Raw genomic sequence first — 24,477 nt, forward strand, 5'->3', positions numbered from 1 at the left:
ATCCAACATCCCCATCGCAATTCGGTTCAAGAATTGCATGAATTACCTATAAGGGGGATATTTATAATGTAGACGGTTTTGATAAAACTGCCTTTATTGAATGATAAAAAGGTCCATGGCGATATTGCCATGGACCTTATTACTGTGGAAGAACATTTTAGTATCAATACTTAGTCTCCCAAGAAAACCATACTTTTCGCTGGATCGTATTTTTCCATTAAATGTTTTACATCTGTTCTCGGAGGAGCCCCAAACATACGGGTGTATTCACGGCTGAATTGGGAAGCACTTTCGTATCCTACCCGAAAAGCAACATCCGCTGCATCTGCAGACTCAGAAACAAAATACGTCTTGCTTCCTGCAACCTGAGTTGTTTTTGAAACTGAATCGGACTCATTGCGGTGACTTCCTTAAAATTTCGATGGAATGTCGATACGCTCATATGGGCTACTTCCGCAAGTTCTTCAACCCGCAATGGTTGATCATAATGTTGGATAATTTGTTCAATAGCATTTCTAATTCGATAAGTGCAGTTTCCTTCTAAAGGGATTTGCCCCAGTGTTACGCCGTAAGGGCCGTGTAATAGTTTGTACAGAAACGAGAACAGTTTACGCCGCTTAAAGACGGATTATCTCGACCTCTACCAGGCGCACCAATTCGACCCGGACACACCAATGGATGAAACACTTCGTGCATTCGATGATCTTGTTCAGCAAGGCAAAGTTCGTTACATCGGGATCTCGAATTGGCGTGCCTGGCAGGTGACAAAGGCAAATGGCATTGCGGACCTGAAAAATTACGCGAAGATTGTAAGTGTTCAGCCGCGCTATAATCTGCTGTTTCGGATGATTGAGGACGACCTAGTTCCCATGGCGCTTAACGAGGGGATCGGCATAATCAGCTACAACCCACTTGCAGGGGGTATGCTGACCGGCCGATATGGAAAAAACGCCCGCATCGAAGAAGGAACCCGGTTTGGACTCCGAAACAATGCGGGTGCTTTATACCAGGAGCGCTACTGGAAAGAAGCGACGTTCGACGCAGTTGAACGATTTCGGAACTGGTGTGAAGAGTACAGCCAGGATCCGGTTACAACGGCCGTGAAATGGGTCACGCAGCAGCCTGGCATCAGCTCCGACATTATTGGTGCCAGTCGTCCGGAGCAATTGGCCGCGAGCCTTCAAGCTGCCGAAATGAATGCGCTGACGGAAAAGCAGCTAGCCTGGCTCGATGGACTGTGGTTCTCACTGCCCCGCCGCCGCGAATTTAGCTAGAATGGGATAATCAATCAATAGGATTACGTGATACTTGGGAAACTGGTCTAAACGCATCCTGCTTGGTGTTATGGAACCCTGAACATCCATGGGTGCTAGACAAGTAGAAAACCCAATAATAAAGCGTTTATGACACAGAAAAAGGGGCTGCAGTGGTGTAGGAAGGTTTGACTTCCCAAATAAATTAAAAAAGAGAATATCCCTGTGGCTGGTCTCTTTTTTATTCACTTCATTTATTGTCAGGAGTCTCTTTCGAAAAAATGATAAACTCGAAGAATTTATTCACGGGATAAAAAGCGGTAGCCGATGCCCGGCTCCGTGACGATAAATTTCGGCATAGTCGAGTCTTCCTCCAGTTTTTTGCGCAGATGTCCGATATACACCCGCAAATAATGGCTGTCGGACTCGTTGTGCTGGCTACCCCACACCTGCTGAAGGAGCTGCCGCTGCGTCACCACTTTCCCAGCGTTGGAGGCCAGTATTTTTAGCAGATTGTATTCCGTCGGCGTCAACCTGACCCGTTCGCCGTTCAATTCCACGATTCGCTGCGCCAGATTAATCGTGAGCCCGTCGAATTGGAGGACAGGCTCGTTTGTTGATTTGGCCGCATGCCGCAGGGCCACTTTAATTCGGGCGACCAGTTCACCCATGAAGAACGGCTTTGTCACATAATCATCTGCGCCGCCGTCCAGCGCCGCGATCTTATCTTCCTCCCTGTCTTTGACAGTTAAAACGATAATTGGGGCGCTAGACCAGTCCCTAATCCGGCCGAGCACTTCCATGCCCGATATGTCGGGCAGCCCGAGATCGAGCACAATCAAGTCCGGCTGCGACATCATTGCCTGCAGCACACCCTCCTCTCCTGTTGACGCTTCGTGGATCGTAAAGCGATGAGCCTGCAGAGTCACCTTCAGAAGCTTGCGGATCTGGGGCTCGTCGTCGACAATCAATATGCGTGCTCCTTGCTCACTCATAGCCGTCACTCTCCTTTTCGGAATCCTGCGGCACGGCATGCATACCGCTCTTGTCAACGGGAAGGGAGATTACCATTACGCTCCCTTTCGGAACGTTGGGCCTTGCAATGATTGTACCCCCGTGAAGCTCGGCGATCCCTTTGCAGATCGCCAGTCCCAATCCCGTACCGGTAAACTGCCTGGCCACATCGGAACGATAAAATTTTTCGAAAATGCGGTCGTAATCCTCTTTGGCCAGCCCGATCCCTTCGTCGGCGACGGAGATGACAAGCTTGTCTTCCTCGGGAGTGACAGCAATGATGATCTCGCTGCGATCCGGACTGTATTTAATCGCATTGCTGATCACGTTGACTAACAGTTGCTCCAGCAGCACCTCGTCGCCTCGCACCATCGGGACGTACTCTGGAATCCGCACCTTTATCCTGCGATGCTCCTGAAAAGTTTTGACCTGCGACAGCGCGACGCCGATCAAATCTTCCACGTCACACCAATTTTTCTTCAGCCGGAGCATACCGCTCTCAACCCGAACCATGCTAAGCAGGTTCGCCACCAGCCGGTTCATGCGGAGAGCGCCGTCCCGAATGGTCAACAGAAGCTCCATTCGGTCCTCGGTGGAGAATAGCAGGTCACCTTCGATGAGGCTTGTCGCCGAGCCGATAATAGCCGCGAGCGGCGTGCGCAGCTCATGGGAGACGGAGTCGAGAATGGCGGTGCGCAGCCGTTCAGATTCGGCTGTCAAATGGGCAATCTTGGCTTCCTCCGACAGCTTCACGCGAGCGATCGCGCTTGCCGTCAGTCCTGCTAGCGCCTCAAGCAGGCGCCGCTGCTCGGGAGAGATTCCGCCTCTGCGCTCCTTGAGATTAATCGCCAGAACGCCGTATATCCGGTCCTCTGTCCGAAGTGGAAGGTAGTAACCTGGCGAGTCCCTTAACGTATTCGTACCGTTTCCGGCCGCTTCGCCATGCTCAAACACGAGCGAGGCGATGACCTGCTCCATATCGCCCTGCCCCCAGTTCCCGGGGGCGGCGGAGTCGTGGGTCAGCGCCAGATTGTTCCGGTCATCCGGCATATAGATCGCGATGTCCGTGCCGATCGTTTTTTCGACTTGAAGGGTAACGTTATCCAACAAGGAATGAATATCCGTAATGGCGCTCATCTGTCGGCTGAGTGCATAGAGCGCGGCGGTGTGCGTTTCCCTCTGCCTGGAATAGGCGAGCTGCTGCTTCAGCCTTTCCGCCAGGCTGGCCGTCAATGCGGCTACCGCCAAATAGACGACGAACGAAATCAGATAACGCAAATCCTTGACCGTAAAGCTGAGCGTCGGGGGGACGAAGAAAAAATCGAACGCGAGTATGCTCAGAACCGCAGCGTAAAAGGCTGGACAAAGCCCCCAGTATACGGCGCTCAGCAGTACCGGAAACAAATAAATCAGCGCGATATTGACCAAATCGAAGGCAACCTCGAGCGGTTGCAGCACCATCGTCATGAGTGCGACCAGCAGTGTAATCCCCGCGTAAGATCGGTATGTCAACCATAAAGAGTGCAGTCTATGCACAGCCTCTCACTTCCCGCCTTTTTTCGTGCTCCCTACATTATAGGTCAAGGCCTTTGAATTTTGTAAAATGCCAAGCCTATTTTCCGTAAAAAAGAGATAAAATAAACAGCCCACAGGTGTAAAAATAGTATAAAAAATTGCAAAAGTTCTTATAAACGCGAGTATTTGCAAGGAAATTGAAGATAGGATGGCAAGAGCACGCTTTTCCAATCGAAGCTTTCGCAATTTAGCCGGATATACTGCTCGCGCAGCTTTACACCTTTTTTAAACGTGAGTAACATACGGTCCATGACCGGAGCCGCTTACCGGTTCTGAATTCGCCTAGCATTCATGGAGAGGATGATCGACGGAACATATGAACGAATGCTTATTAACCGGGGGGATCCGCAGGGTCTAGTGTGGAAAGGCTCGACCGCGGTGATAACCCCTGCAAAACAAAGCAGAGGAACGATTTGTAAAGCACGTACAGTTTCGTGGGCTCTCGTCCGCTATTTTAACGAACTTGGAACAATCAGGAATAGAGCATGTGGTCAATGTGGATACTATCGAGCACGGGCCATATAGCTTACCTGCAAGGGCTCGGGGCTGATTATATCATTCACTCGAGAGGCATTAACCACTTCTTACTAAACCGCCTTTTGCTCCGCAAAATGCTAAGATCCATGTTTAAAAACATGTTTTCTCTGAAAACACTTGAGGAGGATGGATTGTGCTTGATCTGTATATGGTGCTTTTGCTTGCCTTAACGTTCACGGCATTTTACGGCTTTATGGCCTGGTGCGACCGGACAATCGAAGATCCGGCGGGAGGGGATCGTCATTGATTATCGTAGCTATTTTTGCTTTGCTCGTATTTTTGTATCTAATCTTTGCCTTGATTAATCCCGAAAAATTTTAAGCCGTCAAGTGATTTGAAGGAGGAAGTTCGATGGGCGTTTTGCAAATCGTAATTGTCCTTGCGGTAGTGATGTTGCTGGTCAAGCCGCTGGGAACTTACGTCTATCATGTGTTTTCCAATGAACCGAACCGGACCGACCGCATCTTTGGTTGGCTGGAGCGTTTCATCTATTCATTAATCGGAGTAAAGCAGCGGGCGGGCATGACCTGGAAAAGGTATGTCCTGAGTTTCCTGCTGACCAATATTATATTCGTGGCGATCGGCTATCTGCTGCTGCGGATTCAAAGCGTGCTGCCGTTGAACCCGAACGATATCGGTAACATGGAGCAGACGCTGTCGTTCAATACGATTATAAGCTTCATAACCAATACGAATCTGCAGCATTACAGCGGCGAATCGGGACTGACCTATTTCACTCAGATGGCCGTCATCATGATGATGATGTTCACTTCGGCGGCAACCGGATTTTCGGTAGTCATTGCCTTTATCCGCGGCCTTACGAGCAAAGGGCAGACGCTCGGCAATTTCTTCGAGGATTTCGTCAAGTCACATACACGTATCTTGTTCCCGGCGGCCATTTTGGTGACTTTGTTGCTGGTGGCGTTGCAGGTACCGCAGACATTTGACCCGACGATAACAGTCACGACGCTCGAAGGGGCGACGCAAAAGATCGCCATCGGACCGGTGGCGTCACTGGAATCGATTAAGCATTTGGGAACCAACGGTGGCGGCTTCTTCGGCGTCAACTCAGCGCATCCGTTCGAGAATCCGAGTGCACTGACGAACATCGTCGAAATGTTGTCGATGTGGCTGATACCCGCTTGTCTGCCTTACGTATACGGACGTTTCGCGAAGAACGGCAAGCAGGGCTGGGTCGTCTTCAGTGCAATGATGACACTCTTCATCGTGTTTCTCTGCGTCATCTACACGTCGGAGATGAACGGCAACCCTCAAATTACAGCGATGGGCATCGACACGTCGCAGGGCAACATGGAGGGTAAGGAGGTTCGCTTGGGTGTCGCCCAATCCTCACTCTTCTCTACGGTGACAACGGCGGCAACGACCGGATCGGTCGACAATATGCATGACACGCTGACACCGCTCGGCGGGATGGTTCCTCTGGCCCAGATGATGCTGAACGTCGTCTTCGGTGGGGAAGGCGTTGGGCTGGTTAACATGCTGATGTATGCGATACTCGGTGTGTTCCTGTGCGGCCTGATGGTCGGGAGAACGCCGGAATTCCTCGGGCGCAAGATCGAGCCGAAAGAGATGAAGCTGATCGCCGTAGCCATTTTGATGCATCCGCTCATTATACTAGCGCCAACGGCCATCGCGTTCTTGACCGATCTGGGCAAAGGCTCGATCACTAACCCCGGTTTCCACGGCATCAGCCAGGTGCTATACGAATATACGTCGTCTGCGGCCAATAACGGTTCCGGCTTCGAGGGATTGGCCGACAATACGCCGTTCTGGAACATTACGACCGGACTTGTAATGCTGCTCGGACGTTACATCTCGATCATCGCGATGATGGCCGTGGCTGGCTCGCTCGTCCGCAAGCGGCTGGTGCCCGAGACGATCGGTACGTTTCGGACCGACAACATGCTGTTTTATGGAATCCTGATCGGAACCGTGCTCATTATTGGTGCGTTGACGTTTCTTCCGACGATCGTCCTGGGTCCGGTTGCCGAGCATTTAACGCTGGGATCATAAAGAGAGGACCAGAGGTGATAAATATATGAGATCTGGGCGAAAAAAATCGATGCTGACCACGGGGATCGTGCGAGACGCGATTAAGGAAAGCTTCGTCAAATTAAACCCGATGACGATGATGAAAAATCCGGTCATGTTCGTCGTGGAGGTCGGTACCTTCGTCGTGTTGCTGATGACCATCTTTCCCGGTTATTTCAATACGAGAGACGAAATCGGCTTCAATATAACGGTGTTCCTTATTTTGCTGTTTACCGTGCTGTTTGCCAACTTTGCCGAGGCTCTGGCTGAAGGCCGGGGAAAGGCGCAGGCCGATACGCTGAAGAAGACGAAAAAGGAAATTACGGCGAACAAAGTAGTCGCCGGTGGGGTCAAAGCGGTGCCGTCCGCCGAACTGCGAAAGGGCGACGTCGTCATTGTCTCACAGGGCGAGATGATACCCGGCGATGGCGAAGTGATCGAAGGCATCGCCTCAGTTGACGAATCTGCCATTACTGGCGAATCTGCGCCGGTCATCAAGGAGGCTGGCGGTGACTTCAATTCCGTCACCGGCGGCACGCGGGTCGTCAGCGACAGCATCCGTGTCCGAATTGCTGCCGATCCCGGCGAATCGTTCATTGATCGGATGATCAACTTGGTCGAAGGCGCTAAGCGTCAGAAGACGCCAAATGAGCTTGCGCTGAACACGCTGCTCATCACCTTGACGATCATTTTCCTCATCGTGGTCGTAACGCTCGAACCTATTGCGAGCTATCTGGGTATTGAGCTGCAGATTCCTGTCTTGATTGCCTTGCTCGTCTGCCTCATTCCGACGACGATCGGCGGTCTGCTGTCCGCCATCGGCATCGCCGGCATGGACCGGGTGACCCAGTTCAACGTGCTGGCGATGTCCGGCAAGGCGGTCGAAGCGGCGGGGGACATCAACACAATGATTCTCGACAAGACCGGTACGATTACGTTCGGCAACCGGATGGCCAGCGAATTCGTCCCTGTGGGCGGTGAAAGCCTGGAAACGCTTGGCGAATGGGCAGCCGTCAGCTCCGTTAGTGACGAGACGCCGGAGGGCCGTTCCGTACTGGAGCTGATGAAGACCAAGTCGCTCCACTACGACCAATCGGTGTCCGAAGGCGGCGAGTTTGTCGAATTCAAGGCCGATACGCGGATGAGCGGCGTCGACCTGAAGGACGGCCGCAAGGTGCGCAAGGGTGCGGTTGATGCGGTCAAGAAATGGGTGTCCGCGCAGGGCGGCCAGGTACCCGTTGATCTGGATTCAAGTAGCGACAAAATCGCCCGAGATGGCGGCACGCCGCTTGCGGTTGCCGTGGATAACCGAATTCTCGGGCTGATTTATTTGAAGGATACGGTCAAGCCCGGCATGCGCGAGCGGTTTGAACAGCTGCGCCAAATGGGCATCAAAACCATTATGTGTACCGGTGATAATCCGCTGACGGCGGCCACGATTGCCCGAGAGGCGGGCGTGGATGATTTCATCGCGGAGAGCAAACCTGAGGATAAAATTGCAGTGATCCGCCGCGAGCAGGCCGAAGGCAAGCTCGTCGCCATGACCGGCGACGGTACGAATGACGCACCCGCGCTGGCGCAGGCGGACGTGGGCCTGGCGATGAACAGCGGCACGACGGCTGCCAAGGAAGCCGCCAATATGGTCGATCTCGATTCCGATCCGTCGAAGATTATCGAGGTGGTATCCATCGGCAAGCAGCTGCTTATGACGCGCGGCGCGCTGACGACATTCAGTATCGCCAACGATATCGCCAAATATTTTGCCATCATTCCGGCCATGTTCACGCTAGCGATTCCGCAGATGCAAGTGCTCAACATTATGGGGCTGGGCACGCCGATGTCGGCGATTCTGTCGGCGCTGATCTTTAACGCCATCATTATCCCGCTCCTCATTCCGCTGGCGATGAGAGGCGTCTCTTACAAGCCGATGAGCGCGTCGAAGCTGCTTGGCCGCAACATTGTATTGTATGGGATCGGCGGGGTCATTGTGCCGTTTGTCGGCATCAAGCTGATTGATCTGATCGTTCATATCTGGGTGTAGACGAGAAACAAAAGAACAGGCATTGCTTCTCCAGAGTCTAATACCGTCCTCCACTTTGGTCAGCTTAAATATGAAACTACTTCGCTCTATGGTGTATCCGAACGACTGCGATCGTTCATTATCCAAACCGAACGGAAAGAAGGACATAACATGGATCAATCGTCGAAAATGCCAGGAGATACGGCGGGTAAGGGCTCCTATGCCTGGATCGCCATGCGGGCTGCCGTTTTGTTCATCATCCTGTGCGGCATCGCCTATCCTCTACTATGCACGGGGCTTGCTCAGCTGTTTATGCCGGGTAATGCGAACGGCAGCCTGATCAAGGACTCGTCCGGAAACGTCGTCGGCTCGGAGCTGATCGGGCAGCAGTTCATTGATCAGAAATATTTTCAAAGCCGCGTATCGAGCATCGAATACAAGGCGGAGGCGTCAGGTTCGAACAACTATGCGCCGTCCAACCCGGACATGCTGAAGCGGACCCAGGAATCCATCAAAGCTTGGAAGGAGGCGAACCCGGACGTGCCGATTTCTGATCTGCCGGTCGCGCTGGTCACCAACTCCGGATCCGGTCTCGATCCACATATTACGCCGGAATCGGCAGCCGTGCAAATTCCGCGTATCAGCAAGCTGACCGGCATTGATCCGAACACGCTACAACAACTGGTCGATAAGCATACGGCCGGACGCGACCTGGGCGTCTTCGGTGAGCCGCGGGTTAACGTGCTCGAGCTGAACATCGACTTGAAGTCGTTGATGACGAAATAAAAGTTGAAAGCGAAATCCCCGTCCGTCCTTCGGGCGACGGGGATTTCGCGCGTTAACGAGAAGGGAGGAAAACTGATGAAGGAATTCCGCCGCAAGACGCCGGAGGAGCTGCTGCATTCTATCATGAAGGTGCATCTAGGGCGGTTGAAAATCTATATTGGCTCGGTCAGCGGAACGGGGAAAACGTATCATATGCTGCGGGAGGGACATACGCTGAAGGATCAGGGCATCGACGTCGTCATCTGCGCCGTGTCCACGATGCAGCGCCCCGAGACGATCCGTCAGGTCGGCGATCTGGAGCGGGTTCCGAGTATTCATTGGAACAAGGACGGCGTCGAGCGCAAGGATCTCAATCTAGACGCCCTAATCGCCCGAAATCCGGAGGTCGTGCTGGTCGACGGGCTCGCCCATCGTAATCGCGAAGGCGCTCGCTTTCCGACGCGCTTCGAGGATATCCGCTATCTGCTCGGTCATGGGATCAGCGTTATCACGACGGTTAACGTCTACGAGCTGGAGGGCGTAACGGAGCTGGCCCAGAAACTGACGGGCATCGAGGTGAAGGAAACGGCACCGGCGAATACGCTTGAACTGGCCGATGAGGTGCGGCTGATCGATGTGACCCCGGAAACCATACTGGAGCGGCTGTCGAACGGCCATTTTCGCCATGGCAATCCGGACCTCTTCGAGCGCGGCAATCTGGCCAAGCTGCGCGAGCTGGCGCTGCGCCTCGTCGCCGACGGCGTCAATGATTCGCTGGAGAAGCATCGCGAGGAGATGGGACTTCTGGGGCCATCGGGGGCGGCGGAGCGAATTCTCGTCTCGACGCAGTATCATTGGAACGGGTCGATCTACGTCCGTCGCGGCCAGCAGATTGCCAAGCGCCTGAGCGGAGATCTGAGGGTCGTGTCGTTTGTCCCTTCAAAAAAACGGCTGTCGAAGGAGGCTGCGGCGTTCAAGCGCTCGATCATGCAGCTCGTCGACAAGGTGGATGGCGTTTTCGAAGAAATCGCCATCCCGTCCCGCAGGGTGCTGCCTCGCAAGCTGGCGGGATACGCCGCTCGGCATAACGTCACGCGGATCGTCATGGGCCATTCCAGGCAGAGCCGTTGGCAGGATTTATGGAAGGGCTCGGTCGTTGGCGGGCTGGTCAAGCGAATTCAAAATACCGATCTGTTCCTCGTAGCCGACAGGGCGATCGAGGAAGGGGAGCGAATATTGCCGACGCGCAGCCGGCGGAGCCAGGAGTCGGATCCGTACCGGCGGTTGAGCGATACAGATCTCGAGAAGAAGATCGAGCGGATCCGGCGGGGCAAATGCAAGGTTTACATCGGGGCTGCGCCCGGCGTCGGCAAAACGTACACCATGCTGCGTGAAGGGAACGATCTGCTGAAGAAGGGCATCGACGTCGTTATCGGACTGCTGGAAACGCACGGCAGGCAGGAAACGCTTGCCCAGGTAGGCGAACTGGAGACAATCCCCCGCCTCGTGACGAACTACGGGGGGACAAAGCTGGAGGAAATGGACGTGGAGACGATTCTAAAGCGCAATCCAGAGGTCGTGCTGGTCGATGAGCTGGCACATACCAATGTGCCTGGGAGCAAGCACAAAAAGCGGTACGAGGACGTGCAGGACATTTTGAATGCCGGCATATCCGTCATATCGACGATGAACGTCCAGCATCTGGAGAGTCTCAACGATGCCGTCGAGCAGATTACGGGTATCCGCGTACGGGAAACGGTACCTGACAGCATGATGCGCGCGGCGGACGAAGTGCAGCTGATCGACGTAGCCCCGGGGGCGCTGCAAGAGCGAATGAAGGAGGGGAAAATCTACGAGCCCAGCAAAATTGATCAGGCGCTGAGTAATTTTTTTAAGCTGGGCAATCTGATCGCGTTGCGGGAACTGGCGCTGCGGGAAATCGCGGACGATGTTGACGAGCGGCTGGAATCGTGGGACAGACGGGAAGCGCTTAGAGGCCCCTGGCGGCGGAAAGAGGTGATCTTCGTCGCGGTCACGACCAGCCCCAATGCGGAGCGGCTCATTCGCAGGGGATTTCGTATCGCCTATCGGCTCAAGGCAGCCTGGTTCGTCACGTACGTGCACGAGAACGGCGACATTCCCGAGCAGGTGATGAAGCGTCTGGATAAACTGAAGGAGCTGACGAACAAATTGAGCGGCAATTTCGAGCTGCAGCGCGCCAGCCATCACAGGCAGGTTGCATCCCTGCTGATCGAAACGGCCGACAAATATGCGGCTACGCAGATGATTATCGGCCAATCCGCGCGGAGCATTTGGACGAAGCTGAAGAAGGGCTCCGTCGTGAACGGCATTTTGCGTCATGCCCGTCATATGGATGTGCTGGTCGTGGCTGATTTTGATCCGAACGTTAAGGTGGGTGACGAGGAGTAAGCGCGGCAGGCAGGCACTTAGGTAGAAAAACAAAAGACGCAGCAGCGGCAATACTTACACTCGTAGAGTAGGAAAGAGGCCTAGCCGTGTTGTCACCAACAACCTTACCTGAGGAAGGGGCAAATGAGGCGCTTCAGATGACCGTGTTCAAGGGCTTCAGAATAGTGCGATTTATTTCTTCTATTAAAATTTCATCCTGATGATCCGCTCAGTCTCGCAATAATTCCTAATGTTCGGGCAGCATGAGTGCTGTCCATTTTTTGTGGCCGCGGTCATTTGACATTCTGTATGACCTCCGATCTTATGAGCCTGGGAGATGGCAGTGCCGGCTTCGGTTAATGAGCACCCTGAATAAGGAGTCAGCGTTAAAACAATTATGGATCTGACCCCTAGCGAATCTTAATTTGTGAAGTTTTTCGTCTTCAAGCCCGGTGAATAAGTCAACCTGAATCTGATCGTTAGAGACTAGGTCGGTGACAGTTCGGAACGCACGTTCTATCCAACTGGTAATACTACAGTTACCTTTTCGGTTTCTTTCGGATCTTCATCCCGTTTTCTTTGGCATTTTTTAAAATCGACTCCACCAGTAGTTCTGCCTGTTTACTCATGGCTACACATCCTTTTTTTATTACCATCGGCAATTGGATCCTAAACGGGTTCAACAGTTCCGGGAATTGTGCCGGTACCTGGATGCTTATAGTCGGGATAATTACATAACAATGCCGTTGGTGATATCTAAAGCATTAATGGTCGGGCTTCAACAATCAAAGAAAATCAACAAACATTTGATGAGTGGAACAAGGTATTAAGCGACTCAAAATAAGCTACGCATTTTTATAATCTTGGCTCTGGCGGATCCTTTGAGCCTTGATCTGTTCAAAAACAAACTACAATAAAAGCATTGTATTGCGTTTATGGAAAACAATAGTTCAAAACATCACAACAGCAGCCGGCTACTAATCGGCTGCTACTTTTGTTGAACTAAAGGCGTAGTTGAAAATGTAAATCCGTATCAGAGCAAACGCTATTGACAAACCAACTACTGCGTGTTACTTTATAGCTGTAGTAAGTAACACTGCATACCGGTGTTACAGAATAGTAAGGGGCGATTGTGTTGGAAAACTTAACGGAAATGCTCAAAGGTGTGCTTGAGGGCTGTGTCCTTGATATTATAAGCCGCAAAGAAACCTACGGCTACGAAATCACGCGGCGGCTGAATGCCCTTGGCTTCACAGATGTTGTAGAGGGAACGGTGTACACCATCCTGATTCGTCTTGAAAAAAACAAGTTGGTGGAAGTAACCAAAAAGCCCTCTGACATGGGGCCGCCGCGCAAGTTTTTCGCGCTCAACGACGCGGGGCGTGAGGAGCTGCGGAGGTTCTGGGAAAAATGGGATTTCGTATCAACCAAAATTAACGAGTTAAAGGAGAGAAACGAATGAATTTTTGGGAAAAAATCACGGGCAGCGACATGACTAAAGAAATGAAGGCTATTGAATCGCGAGCCAAAAAGCTGCCGGCTGATTATCAGGCGGCATGGAAACAAATCAATTCCAATCTTTGGGCGCATTCCGATTTCACCGGTCGCAACCTTATGCCAATTCTTGATGGCGTACTTGGCCTGCTCGAAGAAACGGCTGCGGACGGCCAGAGTGTTCAGGAGGTCTTGGGTGATGATATCCAAGGCTTCTGTTCAGCGCTGGCCGGTGAAGAAGGGGCAAAGTCTTTTCGTGACAAGTGGCGCGAGCAGCTCAACCATAATATCGCAAAAAAATTAGGCAAATAGGAGGAGGATAACATGAGTATACGAGATATCATCGAAGGCAAAAAAGAGTGGCGGGCACACGTGGCGAGAGTCAAAGCACTCCCGCGGGATTATCAGATTGTGTATAAGGAGATTCAAAAATATCTCTTTAAGGTAGGCCCTGTTGAGCTAACCGAAGGGACCGGTTTACTCTCGGGAATTGTCGATCTTTTTGAAGAGGGCGCGGCTTTGGGGAAAGGCGTGCTCGAAGTGACGGGAAGAGACGTAGCCGCTTTCTGCGACGATCTAATCAAAAATTCAAAAACTTACGCTGACATCTATCAAGAATCTGTTGACCAAGCAATTAACAAGACCATGAAAAATGGTGCGGATAAAAAAAAGTAAAAGGGGGATATCGGGATGGAAAAAGCAATTGAAGTGAAAGGTCTGCAAAAATCCTACAGGAAACTTCATGTCCTAAAGGGCGTCGATTTCGAGGTGGAAAAGGGCAGCATTTTTGCCCTACTCGGCTCCAACGGGGCTGGCAAGACAACGGTTGTCAAAATTCTCAGCACGCTGCTCCAACCGGACAGCGGAACCGTCTCCGTTAATGGATTCGATATTTCGTCAAAGCCAGACCTAGTACGGCAGTCCATCAGTTTGACCGGTCAATTCGCCGCAGTTGACGAGATTTTGAGCGGGCGGGAGAATCTTATTTTGATCGCCAAGCTACGGCACCTTAAAAATCCGCGTCAAGTTGCGGATGATATGCTTAAACGCTTCGGCTTGACAGATGCCGCGGACCGAAAGGCTTCTACTTATTCGGGTGGCATGCGCCGCAGACTCGACATCGCCTTGAGCCTTGTGGGAAACCCGCAAATCATTTTCCTCGACGAGCCAACCACAGGGCTTGACCCCGAGGCACGCATCGAGGTTTGGAAGATTGTAAAGGAGCTGGCGGGCGGCGGAACGACGGTATTCCTGACTACGCAGTATTTGGAGGAAGCCGAGCAGCTTGCCGACCGAATTGCCATTTTGCACGAGGGCAGGATTATCGCGAACGGCACGCTTGCGGAGCTGAAAAAGCTGTTCCCATCCGCAAAGGTGGAGTATGTTGAAAAACAGCCGACATTAGAGGAAATATTCCTCGCAATCGTCGGCAAGAAGGAGGCGATATAATATGGAAGCGGCAAAGAAACACTTTTTCAGCGATATGGGCGTTATGCTTGGACGTTCCATGCGCCATATTTTCCGCAGCATGGACACCATCATCACGGTCTGCATCACTCCGATTGCGATGATGCTGCTGTTCGTTTATGTGTTTGGGGGTGCCATTCAGGTCGGAACGGATAACTATGTGAATTACCTGTTGCCAGGTATACTCTTGATGGCCATTGCAAGTGGAATTTCTTACACGGCTTATCGTCTGTTTTTGGATAAGCAACGGGGCATCATTGAGCGGTTTCACACCATGCCGATTGCGCGTTCCGCCGTGCTGTGGGGCCATGTGCTAACATCGGTGGTTTCCAATGTTATTTCGGTTATCGTAATTATTCTCGTCGCACTCATTATGGGCTTTCGTACGTCGGTGGGCGTATTGCCATGGCTTGCGGTAGCCGGTATACTCGTGCTGTTTACGCTAGCCTTAACTTGGGTCGCTGTGATTCCCGGACTGACGGCCAAATCTGTGGAGGGCGCAAGCGCGTTTTCCTATCCGCTTATCTTCCTGCCGTTTATCAGTTCGGCGTTTGTACCCACCGAGTCGATGCCCCGGGTCGTTCGCGCCTTTGCCGAAAATCAGCCGGTGACTTCAATCGTGGAAACCATCCGTGCGCTGCTGTCAGGTCAGCCTGTGGGCAATGATATATGGATCGCGCTTGCGTGGTGCGTCGGAACTATGCTCGTGGCTTATATCTTTGCCATTCGCGCGTTCAAACGGAAAGCAGCTTAATGTTTGTAGGCATTAAAATGATAGTGGTAGTAAGGGATGGTAATGTGTATAAAAACGAGTGGATATTATGCCCGGTCTGTGGCAACAAAACACGGGTCAAGATACGTGATGATACGGTGCTTAAAAACTTCCCGCTATTTTGTCCCAAGTGTAAACAGGAAACGATAATCAATGTAAAACAACTGAATATGTCAGTTATCAAAGAGCCAGACGCTAAGACGCAGAGCCGATAACCGTGAGTGAAATCACAGTTGTCGGCTCTTTTTTTTATGGTAAATAGGGGTGTTAAATATGTTTTTATCCGTATCGAACCTTACGAAAAGCTATAATAACACCGGGATTATTACCCATGTCCTCGGTGGTGTGGACTTGGAGATGGAAAGAAGACAAATCTGAGTAATATTAGGCCCTTCCGGTTCGGGTAAATCTTCGCTGATGAACATTATAGGCGGCGTGGACCGGGCGCAAGGGATCAATCAAGTTAGTAGTGAAGATGCAGCGAATCAAGTCACCACGATGGAGTTTAACAATGCGGACCAATTGGTAAAAGTAACGGAGCCAAATGGACATGTCTCGAATTATCAATATAATTGGCTTGATGAACTCGAGAATCTAGATGAAAGAGTTTCAGCCAGTGCTTCCACACCCGAAATGGTTTATGATCCTACGTACGATTCGAATGGAAATATTGAATCGATAAAGGACACCGTATTAGGTGCTAGTCAAACGACAAGCTATGACCATACGGCAACAAATGATGTTAAGAATCAAGTTGTACAAAGTTCATCGCAAGTTGCATATCAATATGACAACAATCAAAATTTAATTGCTTGGAACCCTCAGACTGGATGGGGACAAGGATTGTCTTTCTCTTATGATAAAGCAAATCAACTTAAGCAAGTTAAAGATTCTGCCCAAAAAGTTGTAGAAGATCTTAGTTATGATCCAAACGGCAATGTCACTTCAATCCAACGGACAGATGCCGATGGAGTAATCCAATCCCTAACGTATGATAATGCGAATAGACTCAACAATGTTGAGTATAAAAAAGGGACAACATTATTATGGGGATACTCTTATAATCTAGATGAGAATGGGCGAATCAAATCCGTAACAAATAACCTATCATCATCATCTAGTTACGACTATGACGAAACTGGTCGTTTGAAAAATTTTACAGATAGCACAGGAACAACGAGTTATTCCTATGATAACACCGGAAATCGTTTAACGATGACGAATGCTATTGGAGCTACTAAATACACGTATAATAATCTGAATCAATTAACGAATGTAAATGGCCCTAAAGGTACTGTGAACTACTCTTATAACGAAAAAGGCCAACTTACTGAACAAGGTGGTATTCATTTTGAGTGGAATACGGATGACAAGTTGGCCAAAGAGACACAACCTGATGGCAGCTCCGTTGAGTTCCGCTATAATGCAAAGGGGCAACGGATTGAGAAAATAGTCAAAAGCAGTTCTGGTTCTATCCTTAATGACTATCAATACCAGTATGAAGATAGTACAGGAAACCTTATTGTAGAATCTAACGTTTCGACAGGTTTATCAATTACCTACTCGTATGATGCGAATGGAAGCCGTATCAGCCAAACTCAAGGAGGAAAGACCTATTTCTATAATTATGATGGTCATGGGAATGTTATAGGGCTGACAGATTCAAATGGAACACCGGTCATTACTTACTCCTATGATCCATGGGGCAAACTAGTCGATAAAAAAGGCACTCTTTACAATCCTTTCACTTATAGCGGATATTATTATGACGAAGAAACTAATCTCTATTACCTAATAAACAGATATTACGATCCTGCGGTTGGTAGATTTATAAGTCAAGACAACATCGAACCCATTAGTCCGAATTACTATCTGTACTGTGAAAACGATCCGGTTAACCAGGTTGATCCTGACGGTGACTTCACAATTGCTTTAGGCTCTTTAAGCTCTTTAGGCGGCATATATTTAATACCAGGTGTTGGTGAAGTGGCTATCGGAGCTACTATTGCCATTGGGGCAGGAATAGCTGTGGGATATGGCATTCGGTATTTTGCAAAAGGTGGAAAACAACATGTTAGAGATACGGGGTTAGCAAATTTAACAGATGAGGAAATTAGTCGAAGAGCTAGGGACAAAAGCTTATCTTCTGCGGAACGACAGCGTTATGTAAAAGAGGAAAAGGGACGGAAAGCTCGAAATGTACAAAAAAGAAAAAAATAAAATTGCTTGAATTTCTGATTTAAAATTAATTTAACTATAAAAAATGGGCATGATTACAGATAGGTAATCATGCTCTTTCTTACAATGGAGGATGAACTTATGAATAAACAGGAGAAAATTGATCGAATAGATCAATTGAAGGTTACTGAAAATAAAGATAATTTGCTTGGAGAAATTTTACAACTTGTTGAGGATGAAGATTTGACTATCAAGCTTTCCGCAATAGAAATGTTATCCTCCTTTAATACATCCTCTAATGTAAAAAATATATTAATTCAGTTAACTACACATGCTGAAATTGAGGTTCGTATGTACGCAATCGAATCGCTAAGCTATTTTTCAGGAGAGGATGTAGGTGATGCAATAGTTGCAAGATTGCATGATTCAGTCAGTTTAGTACGTATAACCGCAGCCGAGGTATTGGGATATATCGGATACAAAAAAGCTGTTCCTTATCTTTGCAATGCTCTGTCTGACAAAAATGAACTGGTTCGTGCATATGCAGCAGAAGCTTTAGGTAAGTTAGGAGATACAAGTTTAATTTCAATCTTAAAAAATCAACTGCAAGTAGAAAATAGGAACGCGGCACGGCTAGGGTTTTATATAGGGTTATTTTTATTAGGCGAAAAACATTTCTTGGACTCTATATTAGAAATGTTAAAATGTAAATCTTACAGAGTGCGCAGTGCAGTTGCTAATAGTTTGGTGACTTTAGTCAATGAAGAAAATTTCCATAAAATAAAAGACAGCTTGGAAAAAGCTTATAGAAAGGAAAAGGTAATTGCCGTTAGTTCCTCATTACAAGCGGCACTATCAGAACTAAATATGTGGGAATAATGACAATTATATTTATTTCGTGATGATTAATGCAAATTACGACTTGAGATTAAAAAGCAATTCGGATGTGGGATTCCTTCTTATTTTTCACAAACACTATATAGCTTATGAAGTGTAAGACTATAAGGATATATAGATTGAAAGCCGGTTAGAGGAGTATTCTTTTCTCAATATAAAAATGAACTCTTTGAATATGAGTAATCCGGGGTTGAAGTCGGTCGAATGATTCTGAAACATTCTGCTTCATGTAGGACGACAAGAACATATATGTATAACCGAAATTGAAAAGAATTATCAACTACTATGTTAGCGCTGTATCTTGCCTTGATAGTGTGACGTTGTTCAGTAGCCAGAAATATAAGACAAGTGGGTAATTTTGAGAAGATGGATAATAATATTACGCTAGGTTAAAGAGAAAAATAATGTGAATATGGAAAAGCACTAGTTATTTGATAACTTTATAATTTTGTAAGAAAAATTCGTTATGTGTTACTCATTTGTTTAGAAGACCTTGGATCTTTGATATCAAGGTTATTTTTTCTGTAATCAGGTGCTTGGGTATGTGAGATTGATACTCGTCAAATTCTTTTCGAAAGAAGTGAGGACCGAATCGAAAATGTTGGGACAACGGAAGAATGCGGAATTGCGGCGGATATCCGGTATACTCCATTAGCGAGGTCCGACACGGATGAACTCTTTCGTATTCAAGCAAAATGGCACCGGTATGTTTATCTGGATCTGCATACGGAGCGCTTCAAGGAAGAGAGCGTAGCCAAATTGGTCTTTGCTGCTGGCAGGGAGAGGGGAGACTTGTTCTGCGACAACTGTATCCTCCCAGGCCTGGATTCAACAGGGAGCGAACTAGTGTCTACCTGAAACAAAACCTACTGATTTCTGCCGCTGCCGAAACAACGCGAGGACTTCCTGACGAAATTGGTTCTAGTAAGCTGAGACATGTTCCATAATCTATGTATGTAGGTGAATAAATATGCAGATCCAGTTTTGCGGGAATTCTCACTAATGCTGAAAATAAGCATTATATCCGGTGTTTACTAAAGGAACTCTTCTCATTAAATATGAAAACACGTCTTGATGTATCAACATTTTTCGGTTGGTTTTTCTCACCAATTATGACAACTCACAGTGAGGGAGGGGACATTATAGTTGCAGCGCCACAGGAAACATACAGAAGGATCACAAGAAGGGATCATTTGTCCAGTGATAAAAACAAGTTGAAACGTTTCCAATTTGGTGCTATTATGATTTTCATAAATAAATGGGGGGGTAAGATGCCAAGTATTAAAGATGTAGCTACCTTAGCTGGGGTAGCCGTAGGAACTGTGTCCCGCGTCATTAACAATTCGGGTGCTGTAAAACCCGATACACGCAGAAAAGTAGAGGAAGCTATACAAAAGCTGAACTATATTCCGAATGAGGTAGCCCGAAATTTCAAAATCGGGAAGTCCAAAATGGTAGCTCTGCTGCTTCCAAGTATCTGGCATCCCTTTTTTTCTGAGCTGGCTTATTATATTGAAGATGAGTTGGATCGGGAAGGCTTTAAACTCATGCTGTGCAACAGCGGCGGCAAACCGGAAAAGGAACTGTATTACCTGGATATGCTTCAGCAAAACAAAGTGGCGGGCATTGTCGGCATTACGTACAACGATATAGAAAATAGCGTAAGCAACGACATTCCGATCATCAGTATTGACAGGCACTTTAATAAAAATATTACATGCGTTACGTCCGATAACTACGAAGGGGGACGCCTGGCATTGAGGGAGCTTGTAAAGGCCGGGGCTAAAAAACCTGCTTTTATGGGCAGCGTTACTTCCGTCTTCAGCGAAACGATGAATCGTAGGGAAGGTTTTGTTCGAGAAGCGAAGGCATTGGGAATCGATTACGCTGTTTACGAGAAGCCAGACCCTGTTGAGGACGATGATGCCTATTTTGATGAATTTTTGGATAAGCATCATGATGTGGACGGCGTTTTTGCCATTACCGATATGTTCGCCGCCAAATATATAGAAAGAGCAAGAAAGATGGGTATTCGCGTTCCAGAGGATGTAAAGGTCATCGGGTATGACGGCATTCAGGATCATCCTTACTTTCATCCGATTTTGTCAACGATCAGGCAACCCGTAGAGGAAATGGCACGCTTGACAATCAGGCTGCTTTACAAAAAGATTGAAGGCGAATCTTTGCATAGGGACGTTTACCGTCTTCCCGTCGTATTTAGGGCTGGCGAAACTACTTGATAAAATAAGAACTTTGTAAAATGGCGAAATCGCACGCATAACAACCGCATTCACTGGAATGTACGTCGAAAGACGTATTTCTTGCGCCAAATTGGAAACGTTTCAATTAAATTGGAAACGTTTCAAAAAAGAGATTGCAATTTAGGGAGAAAGGGAGTATCAAGGTGAATCCAATGGAGTCCGGGGGTCAGCAACACCTCATCAAGGAAAATCGGAGAACATGGACACGAGTCAAGCGAAACTATGAGCTGTACCTGTTTCTGCTGCCGATTATTATTATTTATCTTGTATTCAAGTACTACCCGATGTATGGAGTCCAAATCGCTTTTAAAGATTTTTCACCAAGTCGCGGCATCTGGGGAAGCGAATGGGTTGGCTTCAGGCACTTTATAGAGTTTTTCGATTCTTATAACTTCTGGACGATTATGGTCAATACACTTACGCTCAGTTTTCTGTCGCTTGTTTTTAGTTTTCCGGTTCCAATCATCATCGCGATCATGTTGAACCAGATGCTTGGTAAGAACTATAAGAAATTTATACAGACCGTCATCTATGCACCGCATTTTATTTCTACGGTTGTGCTTGTAGGCATGCTCAATGTGTTTCTATCGCCTAACAGCGGTCTCGTGAACCACATCATTACTTTGTTCGGTGGAGAACCGAGGTTGTTCATGGCCGATGAAGGTTGGTTCCGACCTTTGTACATCTTGTCAGGGATATGGCAGGAGACCGGCTTTTCGACGATTATTTATCTGGCCGCTCTCGCAGGGGTTAATCCAGAGCTGCATGAGGCGGCAATTATGGATGGTGCAAGTAAATGGAAGCGGGTATGGTACGTCGATATCCCAAGCATATTGCCGACCATTGTCATTCTACTGATTCTGGCGCTTGGCAACATTATGGGCATCGGTTTTGAAAAGGCTTTTCTGATGCAAAACGATCTGAACTACGCGACCTCCAATATCATTCCAACCTATGTATATGAGATGGGGATTCAGAAAGCACAGTACAGCTTTTCCACAGCAGTGGGCCTGTTCAACTCCGTAATTAACATTATCCTGATCTTCACCGTCAACCGAATCGCCAAAAGAATGACGGAAACCAGCCTTTGGTAAGGGGGAGTTCATGTTGAATTCATTATTAAAGAGAAAGAGCAAGGGAGATGTATGGTTCGACGTCATTAACTACGTGATCCTGACCATGATTATGCTACTCGTATTATTCCCGCTGTATTTCGTGTTGATTGCTTCGTTCAGTGATCCCAACCTCATCTATTCAGGAGAGGTATGGTTATTTCCAAAAGGATTTACCCTGGACGGATACGAGCGAATTTTTAGCGATTCATCCATTTGGATCGGGTATGCCAACTCCATCATATATGCGGGCCTGGGAACTTTGATCGGCGTAGCCGTGACGGTATTTGCGGCCTATCCGTTAGCTCGTAAAGATCTGGTTGGGAAATCGGTGATTATGTGGTTTTTGTTGGTCACCATGTTCTTTAGCGGAGGGTTGATCCCAACCTATCTGTTAATTAAGGATCTTCACATGCTAAATACAATCTGGGCCCTTGTTATCCCGGGTGCGGGCGGAGTATTCAATGTCATTATCGTGAGGACATTTTTCCAGTCCAGCATACCGGATGAATTGTGGGAAGCCGCATCGATTGACGGTTGCTCTAACACCCGATTCTTCTGGAGCATCGTGCTTCCGTTGTCCAAGTCTATCATCGCCGTAATGGTACTTTATCATGTCGTAGGTTTCTGGAATGGTTTCTTTGACGCTTTGATCTATATGAACGACGAAAGCAAATATCCGCTTCAACTCGTGCTGCGGAACATTCTAGTCCAGAATCAGGTCAATTCCAACATGATGTTAGATGTAGAGTCCTATGCGGCGAAGATGCGTGTCACAGAGCTTATCAAATACGGCGTGATCATGGTATCCAGCCTTCCGCTGCTGATTTTATATCCTTTCCTGCAAAAGTACTTTGTGAAAGGCGTGATGATCGGATCCATCAAGGGATGACGTTGGCAGGGTGCTTGAAAGGGGGGATGTGAAGCCGTATTGATGCCCAAGATATCCAGATTAGACTAGCAAGGACTGTGCACGATTTTTACCTGTGGAATGATCTAAAGGGAGGTTATGGACAATGAAAAAAACGATCTTCAAAAGTGCAGGGATTCTCATGTTGGCCGGAGCGTTTGCAATCAGTGGCTGTTCGGGTAGCAGCGGGGATACAAAGCAACAGGCGAAAAATCCGGACCAGGATGCGAACTTTAACAAAACCGGGCTTCCAATTGTAAACGATGCCGTGTCATTAAAAATGGTATCCCCGAAAGCCGCACTGGCGCCGGAGTATTCGAAAATGGAAATTTTCAATCGACTGGAGAAGCAAACCAACGTAAAGATCGAGTGGAATAACATTCCGGACACCGACTTCAACGAAAAGAAAAATTTGCTGCTGGCCAGCGGTGATTTGCCGGATGCATTTTATGGAGCCGGGTTCACGGATTACGAGCTTGTCAATTACGGTAAAGATGGGACTCTCATCCCACTGGAGGATTTAATTGACCAATATGCGCCTAATTTGAAAGCGCTCTTAGAAAGCCGGCCCGACATTAGATCGGCGATCACAGCGCCGGATGGTCACATCTATGGGCTGCCGTCTTTTGAAGAGAACAACCTTGGGACCAATCCTTTCTTTCACGTCATCAATAAAAAGTGGCTGGACAAATTGGGATTGAAAATGCCGCAAACGCTGGACGAATATACGAAGGCCTTGATCGCCTTTAAAACACAGGATCCGAATGGCAACGGTAAAGCGGATGAAATTCCACTAAGTTTTATGCACATGCAGTGGTGCAGTGACATTGCGGGCATATTCGGAGCCTTCGGGCTTCCAGATAACCTGGAACATCGGATCGTCCGCGATGGTAAAGTGATTTTCACCGCGAATCAACCTCAATATAAGGAAGCATTGAAATATATACATGATAACTGGTATGCGCAAGGCTTGATCGATCCCGAATCGTTCACCCAGGATGCGGCTCAGTATTTGGCAAAAGGCAAAACGACTGACGAAACGCTTGGCTCTTACGTCTGGTGGGAGGTCGAAGAAGTTGTCGGAGCAGAACGGAGTAAGGATTATGCTCTCCTGCCTCCGCTCAAAGGTCCAAACGGGGACCAATTGATCGGGCGTAACAATGGTGGGGGGCCAGGACGTGGGGCTTTCGTGATTACTAAAGAAGACCGTTACCCCGAGATTACGATGCGCTGGATTGATCAACAGTATGAACCTTACATGGCGGCTCAAATTCACTGGGGTCCGTTGGATGTCGTATTTAAAAAAGACGAAAACGGAAAACTGGTGAACCTTCCGCTACCCGAAGGTACTTCCGCTGGTGAATTCCGTCAGAAGGTAGCTCCAGGTGCAGGGGCCCCGGGAGTAATTACTGCTGAAAATTTGGGGAAAGTGGTTGATCTGGAGCCTCGGGCTCAGCAGCGTGTAATAGATTTGGAGAAGTACTACGATCCTTACATGGAAAAAGAAAACTATCCAAGTATTTTCTTCAAACCAGAAGAATTGGATACAATCAACCGGATTGAGCCTGAATTGATTAAATACGTGAACACTCAAAGAGGCAAATTTATTGTCGATGGCGGCGTGGATGAGCAGTGGGATAGCTATGTGAAGACTCTGGATAAAATGGGCCTGAACGAATTGATGGAGATCTACCAAACTGGACTGGATCGCTATAACGAAAATTTAAAGAAATAATAAGTAAATGATAGGTGGGGAGAAAC

General features: G+C 48.4%; 20 protein-coding genes and 1 pseudogene. 18 read left to right on the plus strand and 3 right to left on the minus strand.

Annotated elements, in window-relative coordinates; genetic code table 11:
- Window positions 1-170: 170 nt before the first annotated feature.
- Window positions 171-595, minus strand: a pseudogene (locus IAE55_RS26970) (helix-turn-helix domain-containing protein); the annotation flags it as partial.
- Here IAE55_RS26970 and IAE55_RS26975 point away from each other — a divergent pair.
- Entirely contained in the window at window positions 588-1,274 is a 687-nt protein-coding gene (locus tag IAE55_RS26975) for an aldo/keto reductase (RefSeq protein WP_200634364.1), read from the plus strand. The pseudogene IAE55_RS26970 and the gene IAE55_RS26975 sit on opposite strands and share 8 nt — an antisense overlap.
- Window positions 1,275-1,552: 278 nt before the next feature.
- Here the strand turns inward: IAE55_RS26975 and IAE55_RS26980 are convergent, their stop codons facing one another.
- Together IAE55_RS26980 and IAE55_RS26985 are read right to left on the minus strand one after the other, a co-directional pair.
- Window positions 1,553-2,248 carry a response regulator gene (locus IAE55_RS26980; protein WP_145156443.1) on the minus strand — a complete coding sequence of 232 codons (696 nt, stop codon included), beginning with the start codon at window positions 2,246-2,248 and terminating at the stop codon, window positions 1,553-1,555.
- Window positions 2,241-3,803, minus strand: coding sequence for an ATP-binding protein (locus IAE55_RS26985; protein ID WP_200634365.1), 1,563 nt, complete (start codon window positions 3,801-3,803; stop codon window positions 2,241-2,243). The genes IAE55_RS26980 and IAE55_RS26985 overlap by 8 nt, the downstream gene beginning before the upstream one ends.
- A 777-nt stretch (window positions 3,804-4,580) precedes the next feature.
- Here IAE55_RS26985 and IAE55_RS34400 point away from each other — a divergent pair.
- From IAE55_RS34400 to IAE55_RS27070, 17 genes are all read left to right on the plus strand, one after another.
- Complete coding sequence (locus IAE55_RS34400) at window positions 4,581-4,700, plus strand: potassium-transporting ATPase subunit F (protein ID WP_200634366.1); 120 nt, start codon at window positions 4,581-4,583, stop codon at window positions 4,698-4,700.
- Between the two features lie 30 nt (window positions 4,701-4,730).
- Window positions 4,731-6,413, plus strand: a complete 1,683-nt coding sequence (gene kdpA, locus IAE55_RS26995; protein WP_200634367.1) for a potassium-transporting ATPase subunit KdpA — start codon at window positions 4,731-4,733, stop codon at window positions 6,411-6,413.
- A 25-nt stretch (window positions 6,414-6,438) separates the two neighbouring features.
- Window positions 6,439-8,472 carry a potassium-transporting ATPase subunit KdpB gene (kdpB, locus tag IAE55_RS27000; RefSeq protein WP_200634368.1) on the plus strand — a complete coding sequence of 678 codons (2,034 nt, stop codon included), beginning with the start codon at window positions 6,439-6,441 and terminating at the stop codon, window positions 8,470-8,472.
- Between the two features lie 150 nt (window positions 8,473-8,622).
- The gene (gene kdpC, locus IAE55_RS27005; protein WP_200634369.1) at window positions 8,623-9,237 is read left to right on the plus strand and encodes a potassium-transporting ATPase subunit KdpC; all 615 of its coding nucleotides are present in this window, start codon (window positions 8,623-8,625) and stop codon (window positions 9,235-9,237) included.
- 75 nt (window positions 9,238-9,312) lie between these two features.
- Complete coding sequence (locus IAE55_RS27010) at window positions 9,313-11,646, plus strand: universal stress protein (protein ID WP_200634370.1); 2,334 nt, start codon at window positions 9,313-9,315, stop codon at window positions 11,644-11,646.
- A gap of 1,132 nt (window positions 11,647-12,778) precedes the next feature.
- Complete coding sequence (locus IAE55_RS27015) at window positions 12,779-13,087, plus strand: PadR family transcriptional regulator (protein WP_313960353.1); 309 nt, start codon at window positions 12,779-12,781, stop codon at window positions 13,085-13,087.
- Window positions 13,084-13,431 carry a DUF1048 domain-containing protein gene (locus IAE55_RS27020; RefSeq protein ID WP_200634372.1) on the plus strand — a complete coding sequence of 116 codons (348 nt, stop codon included), beginning with the start codon at window positions 13,084-13,086 and terminating at the stop codon, window positions 13,429-13,431. The genes IAE55_RS27015 and IAE55_RS27020 overlap by 4 nt, the downstream gene beginning before the upstream one ends.
- A 12-nt stretch (window positions 13,432-13,443) precedes the next feature.
- Window positions 13,444-13,794, plus strand: a complete 351-nt coding sequence (locus IAE55_RS27025; RefSeq protein ID WP_145156450.1) for a DUF1048 domain-containing protein — start codon at window positions 13,444-13,446, stop codon at window positions 13,792-13,794.
- A 15-nt stretch (window positions 13,795-13,809) separates the two neighbouring features.
- The gene (locus tag IAE55_RS27030) at window positions 13,810-14,568 is read left to right on the plus strand and encodes an ABC transporter ATP-binding protein (RefSeq protein ID WP_145156451.1); all 759 of its coding nucleotides are present in this window, start codon (window positions 13,810-13,812) and stop codon (window positions 14,566-14,568) included.
- 1 nt (window position 14,569) lies between these two features.
- Window positions 14,570-15,340, plus strand: a complete 771-nt coding sequence (locus IAE55_RS27035; protein ID WP_145156452.1) for an ABC transporter permease — start codon at window positions 14,570-14,572, stop codon at window positions 15,338-15,340.
- Between the two features lie 17 nt (window positions 15,341-15,357).
- A complete protein-coding gene (locus IAE55_RS27040) occupies window positions 15,358-15,573 on the plus strand; it encodes a cysteine-rich KTR domain-containing protein (RefSeq protein ID WP_200634389.1) in 216 nt (71 codons plus the stop codon).
- Window positions 15,574-15,775: 202 nt separating this feature from the next.
- Window positions 15,776-17,578, plus strand: coding sequence for an RHS repeat domain-containing protein (locus IAE55_RS27045; protein ID WP_200634373.1), 1,803 nt, complete (start codon window positions 15,776-15,778; stop codon window positions 17,576-17,578).
- Window positions 17,579-17,677: 99 nt separating this feature from the next.
- Entirely contained in the window at window positions 17,678-18,415 is a 738-nt protein-coding gene (locus IAE55_RS27050) for a HEAT repeat domain-containing protein (RefSeq protein WP_186381802.1), read from the plus strand.
- A gap of 1,289 nt (window positions 18,416-19,704) precedes the next feature.
- Window positions 19,705-20,673, plus strand: a complete 969-nt coding sequence (locus IAE55_RS27055) for a LacI family DNA-binding transcriptional regulator (RefSeq protein ID WP_145157449.1) — start codon at window positions 19,705-19,707, stop codon at window positions 20,671-20,673.
- Window positions 20,674-20,846: 173 nt separating this feature from the next.
- Window positions 20,847-21,788, plus strand: a complete 942-nt coding sequence (locus tag IAE55_RS27060; RefSeq protein ID WP_200634390.1) for an ABC transporter permease — start codon at window positions 20,847-20,849, stop codon at window positions 21,786-21,788.
- Window positions 21,789-21,801: 13 nt separating this feature from the next.
- The gene (locus IAE55_RS27065) at window positions 21,802-22,698 is read left to right on the plus strand and encodes a carbohydrate ABC transporter permease (RefSeq protein ID WP_145156457.1); all 897 of its coding nucleotides are present in this window, start codon (window positions 21,802-21,804) and stop codon (window positions 22,696-22,698) included.
- A 124-nt stretch (window positions 22,699-22,822) separates the two neighbouring features.
- Entirely contained in the window at window positions 22,823-24,451 is a 1,629-nt protein-coding gene (locus IAE55_RS27070) for an ABC transporter substrate-binding protein (RefSeq protein WP_105446278.1), read from the plus strand.
- Window positions 24,452-24,477 lie beyond the last annotated feature (26 nt).

It is taken from the genome of Paenibacillus sp. S28, assembly GCF_016624415.1.
GTDB classification, from domain to species: Bacteria; Bacillota; Bacilli; order Paenibacillales; family Paenibacillaceae; genus Paenibacillus_AQ; species Paenibacillus_AQ favisporus.

Excerpts from the sequence above, each read along its gene's own strand:
- IAE55_RS26980 (WP_145156443.1), bottom strand. The coding sequence starts at position 2,248 with ATGAGTGAGCAAGGAGCACGCATATTGATTGTCGACGACGAGCCCCAG.
- kdpA (WP_200634367.1), top strand. The coding sequence starts at position 4,731 with ATGGGCGTTTTGCAAATCGTAATTGTCCTTGCGGTAGTGATGTTGCTG.
- kdpB (WP_200634368.1), top strand. The coding sequence starts at position 6,439 with ATGAGATCTGGGCGAAAAAAATCGATGCTGACCACGGGGATCGTGCGA.
- kdpC (WP_200634369.1), top strand. The coding sequence starts at position 8,623 with ATGGATCAATCGTCGAAAATGCCAGGAGATACGGCGGGTAAGGGCTCC.
- IAE55_RS27010 (WP_200634370.1), top strand. The coding sequence starts at position 9,313 with ATGAAGGAATTCCGCCGCAAGACGCCGGAGGAGCTGCTGCATTCTATC.
- IAE55_RS27015 (WP_313960353.1), top strand. The coding sequence starts at position 12,779 with ATGCTCAAAGGTGTGCTTGAGGGCTGTGTCCTTGATATTATAAGCCGC.
- IAE55_RS27020 (WP_200634372.1), top strand. The coding sequence starts at position 13,084 with ATGAATTTTTGGGAAAAAATCACGGGCAGCGACATGACTAAAGAAATG.
- IAE55_RS27025 (WP_145156450.1), top strand. The coding sequence starts at position 13,444 with ATGAGTATACGAGATATCATCGAAGGCAAAAAAGAGTGGCGGGCACAC.
- IAE55_RS27030 (WP_145156451.1), top strand. The coding sequence starts at position 13,810 with ATGGAAAAAGCAATTGAAGTGAAAGGTCTGCAAAAATCCTACAGGAAA.
- IAE55_RS27035 (WP_145156452.1), top strand. The coding sequence starts at position 14,570 with ATGGAAGCGGCAAAGAAACACTTTTTCAGCGATATGGGCGTTATGCTT.
- IAE55_RS27040 (WP_200634389.1), top strand. The coding sequence starts at position 15,358 with ATGATAGTGGTAGTAAGGGATGGTAATGTGTATAAAAACGAGTGGATA.
- IAE55_RS27045 (WP_200634373.1), top strand. The coding sequence starts at position 15,776 with ATGAACATTATAGGCGGCGTGGACCGGGCGCAAGGGATCAATCAAGTT.
- IAE55_RS27050 (WP_186381802.1), top strand. The coding sequence starts at position 17,678 with ATGAATAAACAGGAGAAAATTGATCGAATAGATCAATTGAAGGTTACT.
- IAE55_RS27055 (WP_145157449.1), top strand. The coding sequence starts at position 19,705 with ATGCCAAGTATTAAAGATGTAGCTACCTTAGCTGGGGTAGCCGTAGGA.
- IAE55_RS27060 (WP_200634390.1), top strand. The coding sequence starts at position 20,847 with ATGGAGTCCGGGGGTCAGCAACACCTCATCAAGGAAAATCGGAGAACA.
- IAE55_RS27070 (WP_105446278.1), top strand. The coding sequence starts at position 22,823 with ATGAAAAAAACGATCTTCAAAAGTGCAGGGATTCTCATGTTGGCCGGA.